This window comes from Neisseria flavescens, from assembly GCF_001618065.1.
Taxonomy (GTDB): domain Bacteria; phylum Pseudomonadota; class Gammaproteobacteria; order Burkholderiales; family Neisseriaceae; genus Neisseria; species Neisseria flavescens_A.
In genome coordinates, this window is the sequence record NZ_LAEI01000003.1 from 18,361 (window position 1) to 31,741 (window position 13,381).

A 13,381-nucleotide genomic window follows, 5' to 3' on the forward strand; every position below is an offset into this window, starting at 1 on the left:
ATGCCAAAACCTGACAACCTTGATTTTCAGACGACCTTGCCACGTAAAATACGCTACAATACTCCCTATTTCAAGTTTCTAAAATTAAAAGGAAAATTTAATGTTCAGCTTCTTCCGTCGCAAGAAAAAACAGGAAACTCCGGCTCCTGAGGAGGCTCAAGTTCAGGAAACCGCAGCAAAAGTAGAACCTGAAGTTGCTCAAGTAGTTGAAAATATTAAAGAAGATGCCGAATCTTTAGCAGAAAGCGTCAAAGGGCAGGTCGAATCAGTTATCGAATCGGCTGTTGAAACCGTCAGCGAAACCGTCGAGCAGGTTCGGGAAGCTTTGACCGAAACGCCGTCTGAAACAGTCGAAAAAGTAGAAGAACACGTTGAAGTGGCAAAAGAAGCGGCTGTTGAAACAGTCAGTGAGGCTGTTGATCAGGTAAAGGAAACTGTTGCCGAGATGCCGTCTGAAGCGGCTGAGGTTGCTGAAGAAGTGGCAGAACAGGCTGAGGTGGTAAAAGAAGCAGCTGTTGAAACCGTCAGCGAGGCTGTTGAACAAGTTCAAGAAACCGTTGCGGAAACACCGGCTGAAGCCCCTGCTCCGGCAGAAGAACACAAGCTTAGTTGGGCTGCGCGTTTGAAACAAGGCTTGACCAAATCACGCGACAAAATGGCAAAATCGTTGGCCGGTGTGTTCGGCGGCGGACAAATCGACGAGGATTTGTACGAAGAGCTGGAGACCGTGCTGATTACCAGCGATATGGGTATGGAAGCCACCGAATACTTGATGAAAGACGTGCGCGACCGTGTCAGCCTCAAAGGCCTCAAAGACGGCAACGAATTGCGCGGCGCGCTGAAGGATGCGCTGTACGACTTGATTAAGCCTCTGGAGAAGCCTTTGGTCTTGCCGGAAACCAAGGAGCCTTTCGTGATTATGCTTGCCGGTATCAACGGCGCAGGCAAAACCACATCTATCGGCAAATTGGCCAAATACTTCCAAGCGCAGGGCAAATCTGTATTGCTGGCGGCAGGCGATACTTTCCGTGCCGCCGCGCGTGAGCAGCTTCAGGCTTGGGGCGAGCGCAATAATGTGACCGTGATTTCGCAAACTACGGGCGATTCCGCTGCCGTTTGCTTCGATGCCGTCCAAGCTGCGAAAGCGCGCGGGATCGACATCGTGCTGGCCGATACTGCCGGCCGTCTGCCGACGCAGCTTCATTTGATGGAAGAAATCAAAAAAGTGAAGCGCGTGTTGCAAAAAGCCATGCCGGATGCGCCACATGAAATCATCGTCGTGCTTGATGCCAACATCGGTCAAAATGCCGTCAACCAAGTGAAAGCCTTTGACGAAGCATTGGGTCTGACCGGCCTTATCGTCACCAAGCTCGACGGTACGGCCAAAGGCGGTATCCTTGCCGCCCTTGCCTCCGACCGCCCAGTTCCTGTCCGCTACATCGGCGTAGGCGAAGGCATCGACGATTTGCGTCCGTTTAATGCCAAAGCGTTTGTAGATGCCCTATTGGATTAAACAGACAGGCTGAGGCTTGTAAACGAAGTTTGCAGGGTGTTTCATGCACTTTGAAGGCTCTGTATTCGGTATGGGATACCTAAGCCAAACAGGCTGTTAAAAAGGCCGTCTGAAACCTAAAATCAGGTTTCAGACGGCCTTTATTTATTTGCAGGTTTAGTTTTTCCGTGCGGTAACAAACTCGGCCAGTTGGCGCAGGCGCAGGGCTTTGTCGCTGAATGGCTCGATCAGGGCAACGGCTTCTGCAATCAGCGTCTCTGCGTAAGTGCGCGCGGCGTGCAGGCCCATCAGTTTGACGTAGGTCGGTTTGTCGTTGTCCGAGTCTTTGCCGGCGGTTTTGCCCAATGTGACGGTATCGGCTTCGCAGTCCAATACATCGTCGATCACTTGGAAAGCCAGGCCCAATTTTGCAGCGTAGCGGTCTAAGGTTTGGATTTGCGCCGGTGTTAAGTCTGGGCAGGAAAGTGAGCCTAAGGCTACGGCCGCGCGGATGAGCGCGCCGGTTTTGAGGCTGTGCATCTGTTCCAGTTCGGCCTGATTCATGGCTTTGCCGACATTGGCCAGGTCGATGGCTTGTCCGCCCGCCATGCCGAGGCTGCCGGATGCTTGAGCCAGCGTGGACAACATGGCAAGCTGGCGTTCGGCAGGCAGGCCTGTCGGACGGCTCAGTACATCAAAGGCTTGGGTTTGCAGCGCATCGCCGACCAAAAGGGCGGTTGCTTCATCGTATTGCACATGGCAGGTCGGTTTGCCACGGCGCAGGCTGTCGTTGTCCATCGCCGGCATATCGTCGTGAACCAGCGAATAGACGTGCACCATTTCGATGGCCGCCATCGCCTGCTCAACGGCATTTTGGTTTGCTTCGCCCAATTCGGACGCGGCAAGCACCAAGAGCGGGCGCAGCCGTTTGCCGCCGCCGAGGGTAACGTAACGCATGGCTTCGTGCAGCGTATGCGGCACTTGGCGTTCAGACGGCAAGAAATGCGTCAGCAACAATTCGGTTTGCGCTTGGGCTTTTTGCTGCCATGTTTTGAGTTCATTCGCCGGGTTCAAGGTTCAACTCCTTCAGTTCGCCGGCATCCAAGACTTGCAGTTTCTGCTCGACTTCCGCCAATTTGGTTTGGCAGTATCTGACCAATTCGTTGCCTTCCTGATAGGCGGCCAGGGCGTCTTCCAGCGGCATTTCGCTGCTTTGCATGGCCTGGGTCAGGGTTTCGAGGCGGGATAAGGCTTCTTCAAAGGATTGGGGGGCGTTTTTTTTCATGGTTTGAAATGATGGGCAGAAAAGGGGAATTGTAGCATTTTTAGATGATGAAGGCCGTCTGAACAGGGATGAAAACGAAATCAAAGATTTCTGTTTCTGCGTTCAGACGGCCTTTTTTTCAAACGAAATAACGTTATCAGCCCGGTAAAACGGCTTTTTGATAGTTGAGCGCGATAAACTGCTTCTCGGCATCCAATTCAGTGATTTTGAACAATGCCTGCGATTTGGGCAGCGCGTCAAACGGAATACCGGTCGCGCGCGTGACCAGCGGCAGGCCTTCAATGCGGACGAGGTCTTCTTTGAGGATGGTGGCCGTCAGCTCGCTCGTGCCTTGCTGTTGCAGATAGACGAGGCTCCAGTAGGCTTCCATTTGGCGTTGGAAGTCGGCGTAGGCTGTATAGGCAGCATCAAAGTCGCGCAGTGCGGCGAAAAGCTCGGCATCGCTGTTTTGATACAGCGGCTCGGCAGAGTCGTCGATCAGGCTGATCAGCTGCTTTTGGTTGATGTAGTCGGCGGCGCGGCGCAGCGGCGAGGTAAACCAGCCGTAATGCTGCACACCCATGCCGATGTGCGGCTCGGATTTGGTGCTCATGCGTACTTTGCCTGCCGGTTGGACGCGGAAAAGGCCGGGCAGCTCGTTTTCGTCCAGCATTTGCGCCCAAGTGCTGTTGGCAAGAATCATCATCTCGCTGACCAGCGTATCGATAGGCGAACCGCGTTCGCGGCGGATGACAGATACGTTGCCTTCCTCATCCAATTCGATGCTGTAATCGTATTGTGGAGCGCGGTCGGGCTCGTATTTGCCGCGCGCTTTTTGCAGGGCGATGGCAAATTGATAAAACCAAATCAGGTCTTGATGGTGGGCGAACATCATTTCGCCGGCTTCGTCCAAGCCGGTTTCGGCGTTGAAATGCGGCTCGATGGTCTGAATGCGCAGGTTTTCAGCGATGTTGACTGCTTCGATTTTGCAGGTTGGCGCGCCGACGTTGAACTCGTTGTCCACATCGAAATAAATGCTGATGGAAGGGCGGTATGCGCCTGCATCAAGGCTGAACGCGGCAATCCAGTTTTCGGGCAACATAGTGATTTTGCCGCCGGGGAAATAAACCGTGCTTAAGCGTTCCATGATGTTTTTTTCCATTTTGTCGCCTTGCTTAATGGCAAGCGACGGCGCGGCGATGTGGATGCCAACGCGTTTCATGCCATTGCCCAAGTCGGTCAGGCTCAAGGCATCGTCCACTTCGGTGGTCGATTCGTCGTCAATGGAAAAGGCGGTAACGTCGGCTTTGGGCAAGTCGGGCATTTCAGGAAGCGGAAGGTCGGGGAAGCCTGTTCCTTTTGGGAAATATTTGATTTCAAACCCGTCTTGCAGGTATTGGGGTATGGACGTAATGCCGCCCGTTTTTTTCGCCAGTTCGTAGGTCGAGGTTTTCAGCTCGTCGGCAGCTTTGGTAAAGGCTTTGTAGGTCAGCGACTGCTTGTCGGGCGCGTGTAAGATGGTTTTCAAATCCGCCGCGATTTCAGACGGCATCTCGCCGCGTTTCAAGGCTTCCGCCCAAGCGTCGATTTGCGCGTCTTGTTGTTTTTTGCGTTCGATGGCGGCAAGCGCCTGTTTCAAAGTTTCTTCGGGCGCGGCTTTGAACACGCCTTTGGCTTTTTTGTAGAAATACATCGGCGCGGCGTACAGCGCAATCAAAGTCGCCGCCAGCTCGGTTTTGGTCGGCGCATGACCGTAATATTCTTCGGCGATGGCTTCGGCGGTAAATTCCTCTTCGCCGCATACTTCCCACAATAAATCGGTGTCGATATCCGCCGCCTGTGTCTGCGCGTTTTCCAAAAATGCCGCCATATCGCCGTCAAACTCGGCAAAGACATTGTTTGCCTTCACTTTGGTGCGTTTGCCGTGTTGGGTATCGACTTGGTAGGTGGCGTCGTTTTTTTGGACGATGGAGGCAACTTTGAATTGGCCGGACTCTTCGTAAAAGATATTCATTTTTTTAGGATTTTATGATTTGTAGGAAACGCGTGATTTTAGCAGATTTGCACAAGAAAGGCCGTCTGAAAAACATACTTTCAGACGGCCTGTTCAAACGGCGGATGATTAATACTGATATGCCGCCAGTTTACGTTTGATTTCAGGCAGCGCGGCGCGTGCGGCCTGTTCGCCCAGTTGGATGGCGCGTTGTTTTTGGTCGAAACCGCCAACCGAACCTAGCTCCAAAACCTGCGGTTTGATGACCACATTGGCTTGGCCCAATTCTTGGTGCAAGGCGGTTTGGCTCATCACGTTGAAGGTTTGGTCAAGATAGGAGAACATGCCTTGGCTGACATTTTTGGCCGGACGGGCGGAAATATCGACGGCAATGATGAAGTTTGCGCCCAGTTTTTTCGCCGCGCTGACCGGTACGGGTTGCGACAGGCCGCCGTCTACATATTTACGGTTGCCGATGACGACAGGTTGGAATACGTTTGGAATCGACGCAGAAGCGCGGACGGCCTGTCCGGCATTGCCTACGTTAAATACCACCGGTTTGCCGCTTTCAAAATCGGTCGCAACGGCGGCAAATTTGATGGGGAACTGTTGCATCGGGCGGTTGCCGACTTTGCGGTTGATGTAGTTTTGCAGTTTTTCGCCTTTGATGAAGCCGCTGGTGGACAAGGTCAAATCCACCAAATCGGTTTTACCCAAAATTTCCGCTTCCAATTCGAGGCGGTCGGGCGACATTCCCGAAGCGTACATACTGCCGACAATCGAGCCTGCGGATGTACCGGTAACGATTCTGACCGGAATATTGTTTTCTTTCAAAACCTTAATAATCCCGATATGGGCAAAGCCTTTGGACGCGCCGCCGCCCAAAGCCAGCGCAACCGTGGCTTTCGGTTTGGGTGCAGGACGTGAAACCGTATTTTGACCCTGCGTAGAAGGTTTGGATTGCGGCGCGTTGCCGCTCGGACAGGCAGCCAATACCAAGACGGACGAAGCGGCTAAAAACGTTTTGAATGTGGAAAAAAGTTTATTCATGTTCAGACAGCCTTTAATATGTCGAAAGGGTTATTTTACTCTGAAATTAAGTCTAAAGGCCGTCTGAAATCAGGTTTCAGACGGCCTTTTAAATCAAGCTCAAGCCAATTCGAGCTGTTTTTCCAAACTTTCGACCAGTTGGTCGTCCAAATTCAAAGCTTGGGACAAACGGCTCAGGAACACGATTTCCTTGCGTGACAAGTCTGCGCAGACCAATCGGGCCGCCAGATAAGTTTCAGCTGCCAAAGCCTCGTCGCTGCCGACAGAAGCGGCAATTTGCTCGATAGAGGCCGGTTGCGCATATTCAGCCTGCAACCATGCCGCCGTTTCCGCATCGCTGCCGCTTTCACGCTCAATCGCCGCGCGTTCCGCATCATCAATCAGGCCGTCTGAAGCCGCCGCCGCAATCATCGTTTGCAAAATCACACGGCTGTGGTTTTCGCCAATCAGACCGGCAGGTTGGAACGCACTTTGCGGCAATTCGTCCTGCTGGCGGTTTGTTTCCAGTTTTGATAGCCTTTATAAGCCAGAAACCCAAAGCAGCGACCGAGCCAGCCTTGACCAGCTTCTTCGCGTTTTCTTTTTCAACAGCATCGATGCCAAAGCACCCGTCAACGCGCCGCCACCGAAAGAATTGAGCGGACTATCCGCCACCGCTTTGCCTCCTTTTTGAGCCGCACCCAAAACCTGATTGAGCAACTGACTGAAATCCATAAAAAATCTCCTGAAAACAAATACATTGCAAATATAGGGCAGAAACACCAAAAAACCAAGCCAAAGAAAGTTAAAAGGTGCAAACAAGTTTTCAGACGGCCATAGCCGACTTTCGGTACAATCACACCATTCCAAACAATAAACCCCATCATGACCGATACCGCCCAAATCATTACCAGCTATGGCCGCCGCTATATTGTCCGCACCCCCGACGGCCAAACATATGACGCCACCACCCGCAAAAAACGCGTCGATTTCGCCTGCGGCGACCAAGTCCGCATCAGCCCCATCAACGGCGAACAAGTCGTGATTGAAGACTACCTTCCGCGTGAAAGCCTGCTCTACCGCCAAGACGCGTGGAAAACCAAACTGATTGCCGCCAACGTTACCCAACTCCTCATCGTAACCGCCGCCAGCCCCTCACCCAGCGAAGCCCTATTGCAACGCGCCCTCCTCGCAGCCGAAGCGGCCGGTATCGACGCCATTATCGTCCTCAACAAAGCCGACCTCCCCGAAACCGCCCAATGGCGCGAGAAACTCAAATTCTACGAAACCCTCGGCTACTCCGTGGTTGAAACCAACGCATTAGAAAACGCCGATATCCTACGTCCCATTTTAGAAGGGCAAACCAACATCCTGCTCGGACAAAGCGGCATGGGCAAGTCCACCCTGACCAACACCCTACTCGGCAACCAAGCCGCCCGAACCGGCGACATTTCCACCGCGCTCGACTCCGGCAAACACACCACCACCCACGCCCAACTGTACGATTTAAACGCAGAAACCCGACTCATCGATTCCCCCGGCCTGCAAGAATTCGGCCTGCACCATCTCCAAGCCGCTGATTTATTGCAATACTTCCCCGACCTGCGCCACCTTATCGGCCAGTGCCGTTTCCACAACTGCACCCACCGCGCCGAACCCGGCTGCGCCGTCAAAGCCGCTGCCGAATCAGGCGAAGCCAAACCTGAGCGTATTGAGTTTCTGCAACGCGTTACCGATGAATTGTTGAGATAAAGTTTTAACGGAAATAAGTGTTTGGATAAATAAAAAGGCCGTCTGAATTTTTCAGACGGCCTTTTGTTGAAGCATAACCAAATTTACCTTTCAACCGGTATCGCTACCTTAGCGGGAAAGAGAAGGTACTTTTCGCGGCGGATTGATCATGAGAAGAATGGCTTCTTCAATTTTTTTGTCCTCCCGATCATGGAGCTCTACCGGAAACTTCAGACGCAACACTGCAACAATAGCGCCAACCGATAAGCCTGCATCATTAAGCAACTCAATTTCTTTAAGTACAGGTGCAGAAAGGTTTAACATGGTTTCTCCTTAAGATTTGATACTAGCCCACTTTATCCCCGGGCTGTGCGCCTGCGTCAACGTCGAGGAGCTTCAGTTTGCCCTCTGCGGTGGCGGCGGAGAGGATCATGCCTTCGGATACGCCGAATTTTGCCATTTTGCGCGGGGCGAAGTTGGCGACGGCGATGACCATGCGGCCGTTCAATTCAGCAGGATTTGGGTAAGACGCGGCGATGCCGGAGAAGATGATGCGTTTTTCAAAACCGAAATCGAGGTCGAATTTCAAAAGTTTGGTGCTGCCTTCGACGGCTTCGCAGTTCAATACTTTGGCGACGCGCATGTCGATTTTCATAAAGTCGTCGAAGCTGGCCTGTTCGGCGACTTTTTCGTATTTGCTCTCTTCGGCGGCAGGCGCGGCTGCGGCGGCGATGCTTTGTTTGTTGGCTTCGATTAAATCGTCCACTTGTTTTTGCTCCACTCGTTGCATTAAATGTTCGTATTTGTTGATGGCGTGTTCGCCCAAGGTTTCGCGTGTGTTTGCCCAAGTGATGGCTTCCAAATTCAGGAATTTGGCGGCATTTTCGGCCACTTTCGGCAATACAGGGGCGAGGTAGGCGGTCAACATGGTAAAGGCGTTGATGAGTTCGCTGCATACTTCGTGCAGGCGTTCGTCTTGGCCTTCTTGTTTTGCCAGTTCCCAAGGTTTGTTGGCATCAACGTATTCGTTGACAATGTCCGCCAAGGCCATGATGTCGCGCAGGGCTTTGGCGTATTCGCGGCTTTCGTAGCATTCGGCAATGGCTTCGCTTTGCGCAGTCAGTTTTGCCAGCAATGCGCTGTCGGCAACGTCTTTCAGACGGCCTTCAAAGCGTTTGGCGATGAAACCTGAAGCGCGGGCGGCGATGTTGACGTATTTGCCGACGAGGTCGCTGTTGACGCGGCTGATAAAGTCTTGCAGGTTCAAATCGATGTCTTCGATTTTGCTGTTGAGTTTGGCGGCGATGTAGTAGCGCATCCACTCAGGGTTCAGGCCTTGTTCCAGATAGGATTTGGCGGTGATAAACGTGCCGCGCGATTTGGACATTTTTTGTCCGTCGACGGTTAAAAAGCCGTGTGCGTACACGCCGGTCGGGGCGCGGTGGCCGGAGAAATGCAGCATGGCAGGCCAGAACAGGGCGTGGAAATAGAGGATGTCTTTGCCGATGAAATGGTACATCTCGGTTTGGCTGTCGGCTTTGAAGTATTCGTCGAAATCGATGCCGATGCGGTCGCACAGGTTTTTAAACGACGCCATGTAGCCAACCGGCGCGTCCAGCCAGACGTAGAAGTATTTGCCCGGCGCGTCGGGGATTTCAAAACCGAAATACGGCGCGTCGCGGGAAATGTCCCAGTCGGACAGGGTGGTTTCTTCGCCTTCGCCCAGCCATTCTTTCATTTTGTTGAGGGCTTCAGGTTGCAGATGGGGCTTGCCGTCGTGCGGGTTGTTGCCGGAAGTCCATGCTTTGAGGAAGTCGGCGCATTCGCCCAGTTTGAAGAAAAAGTGTTCGGATTCGCGCAATTCGGGTTTGGCACCGGATACGGCGGAATACGGGTTAATCAGCTCGGTCGGGGAATAGGTCGTGCCGCAGACTTCGCAGTTGTCGCCGTATTGGTCTTGGGCGTGGCATTTCGGGCATTCGCCTTTGACGAAGCGGTCGGGCAGGAACATTTGTTTTTCGGGGTCGAAAAGCTGCTCGATGACGCGGCTTTCGATTTTGCCGTTGGCTTTCAGCGCGCGGTAAATGTCTTGGGAAAACTGTTTGTTTTCAGGGGAATGGGTGCTGTAATAATTGTCGTAGCCGATGCCGAAACCGGTAAAGTCGGCGAGGTGCTCTTCACGCACTTTGGCAATCATGTCTTCAGGCGCGATGCCTTGTTTTTGCGCGGCAAGCATCACGGGCGTGCCGTGGGTGTCGTCGGCGCAGCAGTAGTAGCATTCGTGGCCGCGCAGTTTTTGGAAACGTACCCAAACGTCGGTTTGGATGTGTTCGACCATGTGGCCGAGGTGGATGCTGCCGTTGGCATACGGCAGCGCGGAAGTGACAAGGATTTTGCGTGTCATGGTTTGTGCTTTTAAAAACAATGGATAAAGATGTCGGGAATTATACCGCAAAACAATACGTAAAGGCCGTCTGAAACCCGATTGCCGGTGTTTCAGACGGCCTTTTATTTATCGGCAGCGTATGGGATTAACCGCGTACGCGTTCGATTTTTGCACCTACGCCGCCGAGTTTTTTCTCGATGTATTCATAGCCGCGGTCGAGGTGGTAGATGCGTTCGACGATGGTTTCGCCATCTGCGACCAAACCGGCCATGACGAGGCTGGCGGAGGCGCGCAGGTCAGTTGCCATCACGACGGCGCCGGAGAGTTTCTCTACGCCTTTGATGTAGGCGGTGTTGCCTTCGGTGGTGATGTCTGCGCCCATGCGGTTGAGTTCGGGAACGTGCATGAAGCGGTTTTCAAAAATGGTTTCCACCACGCGGCTGCTGCCTTCGGCAATGGCGTTCATGGCCATAAACTGCGCCTGCATGTCGGTTGGGAAGCCAGGGTGGACGACGGTGCGGATGTCCACGGCTTTGGGGCGTTGTTGCATGTCGATGGAAATCCAGTTGTCGCCTGCTTCGATGATGGCGCCGGCTTCGGTCAGTTTGTTTAACACAACTTCCATGGTTTTGGGGGCGGCATTGCGCAGGACGACTTTGCCGCCGGTCATGGCGACGGCGCAGAGGAAGGTACCGGCTTCGATACGGTCGGGAACGACGCTGTGTTCGCAGCCATGCAGCTCTTTTACGCCTTCGATGGTCATGGTTGCTGTGCCGATGCCGCTGATTTTTGCGCCCATTTTGACGAGGCATTCGGCCAAATCAACAACTTCGGGCTCGATGGCGCAGTTTTCGAGGATGGTGGTGCCTTCGGCGAGCGTGGCCGCCATCAGCAGGTTTTCAGTGCCGCCTACGGTTACGACATCCATGGTGACGCGCGTGCCTTTCAGACGGCCTTTGGCTTTGACGTAACCGTGTTCGATGGTGATTTCCGCACCCATGGTTTCGAGGCCTTTGAGGTGTTGGTCAACTGGGCGCGAACCGATGGCGCAACCGCCGGGCAGGCTGACTTGGGCTTCACCGAAGCGGGCGAGGGTCGGGCCCAAAACCAAGATGGATGCGCGCATGGTTTTTACCAGCTCGTAAGGTGCGCAGGTGTTGTTGACGGTGCCGCCGTTGATTTCAAATTCGGAGATGTTGTCGGTCAAAACGCGTGCGCCCATGCCTTGCAGCAGTTTTTGGGTGGTTTTGACGTCGGCGAGCATGGGTACGTTTTTCAAGCGTAAAGTGCCGGAAGTCAGCAGACCGGCACACATCAGCGGCAGGGCGGCGTTTTTTGCGCCGGATACGATGATTTCGCCGTTGAGGGGGCCGTTGGCAGAGATTTTGAGTTTGTCCACAGGATGTCTTTCGTTATTTGTCTGCACGGCTTATGCCGCACAAATGAAATGAGATGGATAATAAGTCATCAATTATAAGGGATTATGCCTTTGCTGTTAGATTTGGCAGTATTAAATTTTCACAAGGTTTGTTTAAGTTGCGAAAGGATAAGATTTCAGGCCGTCTGAACGGTTCAGACGGCCTGTTTGCCAAGGCTTATTTTTTAGCTTTGAAGCCTAAGAGGTGTTGCGTGGTGGCCAGCCATGCGCCGAATACGCCCAGCGCGATGACGAAGCCAAATACCAGCGACACTTCGCTAAATGTGAAGAAACGCCAGCCGATGTTCAGACCGTAGGGTTTGAAAATCGCGTCCACCAGCGGCCGTACTTCGGCCAGCAGCCAAGCCGACAAGCCCAAACTGACGGCGGCGGAGAAAATACTCTGCCACATTGCCTGATAAAGGAAAGGACGACGGATGAAGGAAGCGGGCGCACCCAACAGCTTGGTGATTTCCAGCTCTTCCTTGCGGCTGAGGATTTGCAGGCGGATGGTGTTGTGTGCCACCAAGACAAAGGCCATGCCCAAAGTCAGCGAGAGGAACCACAAAATCTTGCGGATAAATTCGTTAATACGATAAAGGGTTTGTACCCATTCGGTATCCATGGTTGCCGACTCGACGCGCGGCAGTTTGGTAATGTCTTTATAGATAGCCTGCATCTGATCCGGAGAAGTGGCAGGGTCGGGCGTAACGATAAAGACGTCGGGCAACGGGTTGCCATCGAGCATGGAAACGAGGTTTTGGTCGAGATTGGTCTGCAATTCTTCCAAACCTTCCTGCTTGCTGATAAAGCGGACTTTATCGATACGGCTGTCGCGTTGGAGCAGGTTTTTCACCGTATCGGCATCAGAACTTGCCGCATCGGTGTCCATATAAACCGTAATCTGCGGCGACTCGTTGAGTTTGCCCAATACGCTTTGCCCGCTTTGGATGCCCAAATACATAAACAGCGGCAAGGTCATGGCAACGGCAAGCATGAGCAGGGTCAGCAGCGTGCCGATGGGTTGGCGCAGAAGCTCTTTGAGCGCGGCGCGCGCCGATTCGACGTGTAACGAGATGTAATGAATCATGCTCATGCGAGGCGTCCTTTCTGCAGGCGCAAGACGCGGTGGCCGTAATCCGCCATCAGCGTTTCATCGTGCGCCGCAACAATCACGGTCGTGCCTGCTTCATGGAAGGTTTTGAACAATTCCATAATATCCAGCGCATAGGCGCGGTCGAGGCTGGCGGACGGCTCGTCGGCAATCAGCAGGCTGGGTTGGTGAACCACTGCGCGCGCGATGCACAAGCGCTGTTGTTCGCCGCCGGACAAAGTGATGGGCATATCGTTTTCGCGGCCTTTTAAGCCGACTTTCTCAATCGCAATACGCGCGCGCTCTTCCGCTTTGCGCGGCTGGTAGCCGCTGATCCGCAAAGGCAGGATAACGTTTTGCAAGACATTGCGGTCGTAGAGGATTTTGTGGTCTTGGAAGACAATGCCGATATGTTGGCGCATAAAGCCGATCTGATTGTCGCTCAAGGTGCCGAGGTCTTGATTGTTGAACCAAACCTTGCCTTTGGTGGGCTTGGTAATGCCTGAAATCAGCTTCAAAATGGTGGATTTGCCCGAGCCCGAATGGCCGGCAATAAAAATCATCTCACCTTTGTTAATCTGGAAACTGACATTTTTCAGGGCTTCGAAACCGCCGGGATAGGTTTTGGAAACTTGTTCGAAACGGATCATGGGTTTTCCTGAAAATAGGGATTCAGACGGCCGGCGTCATCGATAGGGCAACATGCCGTCTGAAAAAATGGGGATATTCACAGATTATAAATATTTCGGCTGCTTTTTGATAGTGAAACCCCGGTTCTGCCGGCGGAGACACTGCCGGTTTGCAACACAAAGCAATATGGTTTGAAAAAAGGCCGTCTGAACGATTGGGTTTCAGACGGCCTGAGACCTTTGCAAAATAGCCCTTTCCTCAACAGCCGAAGCCCAAAACAGGATTTCGGCTGTTTTCGTTTCAAATATCCACCGATTCTACTCAAATATCCCCTTAATCTCCCTTG

At 53.0% G+C, this 13,381-nt stretch carries 11 protein-coding genes and 1 pseudogene; 2 read left to right on the top strand and 10 right to left on the bottom strand.

Annotation, left to right across the window (positions count from 1 at the left end; all coding sequences use genetic code 11):
* Positions 1 to 100: 100 nt before the first annotated feature.
* Positions 101 to 1,513 (top strand): signal recognition particle-docking protein FtsY, encoded by a 1,413-nt coding sequence (ftsY, locus tag TW89_RS01360; protein ID WP_128580309.1) that lies wholly within the window; start codon positions 101 to 103, stop codon positions 1,511 to 1,513.
* 156 nt (positions 1,514 to 1,669) lie between these two features.
* Here ftsY and TW89_RS01365 read toward each other — a convergent pair whose 3' ends face one another.
* The 5 genes and pseudogenes from TW89_RS01365 to TW89_RS01385 all read right to left on the bottom strand — a co-directional run bounded on the left by TW89_RS01365 (position 1,670) and on the right by TW89_RS01385 (position 6,513).
* Positions 1,670 to 2,566, bottom strand: a complete 897-nt coding sequence (locus TW89_RS01365) for a polyprenyl synthetase family protein (protein WP_128580310.1) — start codon at positions 2,564 to 2,566, stop codon at positions 1,670 to 1,672.
* A complete protein-coding gene (locus TW89_RS01370; protein ID WP_003681131.1) occupies positions 2,550 to 2,777 on the bottom strand; it encodes an exodeoxyribonuclease VII small subunit in 228 nt (75 codons plus the stop codon). Before TW89_RS01370 ends, TW89_RS01365 begins: the two co-directional genes overlap by 17 nt.
* Positions 2,778 to 2,913: 136 nt before the next feature.
* Entirely contained in the window at positions 2,914 to 4,770 is a 1,857-nt protein-coding gene (locus tag TW89_RS01375; RefSeq protein WP_128580311.1) for a ribonuclease catalytic domain-containing protein, read from the bottom strand.
* A gap of 108 nt (positions 4,771 to 4,878) precedes the next feature.
* Positions 4,879 to 5,799, bottom strand: coding sequence for a patatin-like phospholipase family protein (locus TW89_RS01380; protein ID WP_128580312.1), 921 nt, complete (start codon positions 5,797 to 5,799; stop codon positions 4,879 to 4,881).
* A 99-nt stretch (positions 5,800 to 5,898) separates the two neighbouring features.
* Positions 5,899 to 6,513: pseudogene (locus tag TW89_RS01385) on the bottom strand (tellurite resistance TerB family protein).
* Positions 6,514 to 6,663: 150 nt separating this feature from the next.
* Here TW89_RS01385 and rsgA point away from each other — a divergent pair.
* The gene (gene rsgA, locus TW89_RS01390) at positions 6,664 to 7,530 is read left to right on the top strand and encodes a ribosome small subunit-dependent GTPase A (protein ID WP_128580313.1); all 867 of its coding nucleotides are present in this window, start codon (positions 6,664 to 6,666) and stop codon (positions 7,528 to 7,530) included.
* Positions 7,531 to 7,638: 108 nt separating this feature from the next.
* Here rsgA and TW89_RS01395 read toward each other — a convergent pair whose 3' ends face one another.
* From TW89_RS01395 to ftsE, 5 genes are all read right to left on the bottom strand, one after another.
* On the bottom strand, positions 7,639 to 7,833 hold the full coding sequence (locus tag TW89_RS01395; protein WP_128580314.1) for a virulence regulator: 195 nt from the start codon (positions 7,831 to 7,833) through the stop codon (positions 7,639 to 7,641).
* Positions 7,834 to 7,855: 22 nt separating this feature from the next.
* The gene (gene metG / locus TW89_RS01400; RefSeq protein WP_128580315.1) at positions 7,856 to 9,913 is read right to left on the bottom strand and encodes a methionine--tRNA ligase; all 2,058 of its coding nucleotides are present in this window, start codon (positions 9,911 to 9,913) and stop codon (positions 7,856 to 7,858) included.
* A 127-nt stretch (positions 9,914 to 10,040) separates the two neighbouring features.
* Positions 10,041 to 11,294 carry a UDP-N-acetylglucosamine 1-carboxyvinyltransferase gene (gene murA, locus TW89_RS01405; RefSeq protein WP_070504121.1) on the bottom strand — a complete coding sequence of 418 codons (1,254 nt, stop codon included), beginning with the start codon at positions 11,292 to 11,294 and terminating at the stop codon, positions 10,041 to 10,043.
* A 196-nt stretch (positions 11,295 to 11,490) separates the two neighbouring features.
* A complete protein-coding gene (gene ftsX, locus TW89_RS01410) occupies positions 11,491 to 12,408 on the bottom strand; it encodes a permease-like cell division protein FtsX (protein ID WP_003747810.1) in 918 nt (305 codons plus the stop codon).
* Positions 12,405 to 13,055, bottom strand: coding sequence for a cell division ATP-binding protein FtsE (gene ftsE, locus TW89_RS01415; RefSeq protein WP_003681151.1), 651 nt, complete (start codon positions 13,053 to 13,055; stop codon positions 12,405 to 12,407). The genes ftsX and ftsE overlap by 4 nt, the downstream gene beginning before the upstream one ends.
* Positions 13,056 to 13,381 lie beyond the last annotated feature (326 nt).

Bases quoted from the DNA above. Each gene is read 5' to 3' on its own strand.
- ftsY (WP_128580309.1), top strand. From the start codon at position 101: ATGTTCAGCTTCTTCCGTCGCAAGAAAAAACAGGAAACTCCGGCTCCT.
- TW89_RS01370 (WP_003681131.1), bottom strand. From the start codon at position 2,777: ATGAAAAAAAACGCCCCCCAATCCTTTGAAGAAGCCTTATCCCGCCTC.
- TW89_RS01375 (WP_128580311.1), bottom strand. From the start codon at position 4,770: ATGAATATCTTTTACGAAGAGTCCGGCCAATTCAAAGTTGCCTCCATC.
- TW89_RS01380 (WP_128580312.1), bottom strand. From the start codon at position 5,799: ATGAATAAACTTTTTTCCACATTCAAAACGTTTTTAGCCGCTTCGTCC.
- rsgA (WP_128580313.1), top strand. From the start codon at position 6,664: ATGACCGATACCGCCCAAATCATTACCAGCTATGGCCGCCGCTATATT.
- TW89_RS01395 (WP_128580314.1), bottom strand. From the start codon at position 7,833: ATGTTAAACCTTTCTGCACCTGTACTTAAAGAAATTGAGTTGCTTAAT.
- metG (WP_128580315.1), bottom strand. From the start codon at position 9,913: ATGACACGCAAAATCCTTGTCACTTCCGCGCTGCCGTATGCCAACGGC.
- ftsX (WP_003747810.1), bottom strand. From the start codon at position 12,408: ATGAGCATGATTCATTACATCTCGTTACACGTCGAATCGGCGCGCGCC.
- ftsE (WP_003681151.1), bottom strand. From the start codon at position 13,055: ATGATCCGTTTCGAACAAGTTTCCAAAACCTATCCCGGCGGTTTCGAA.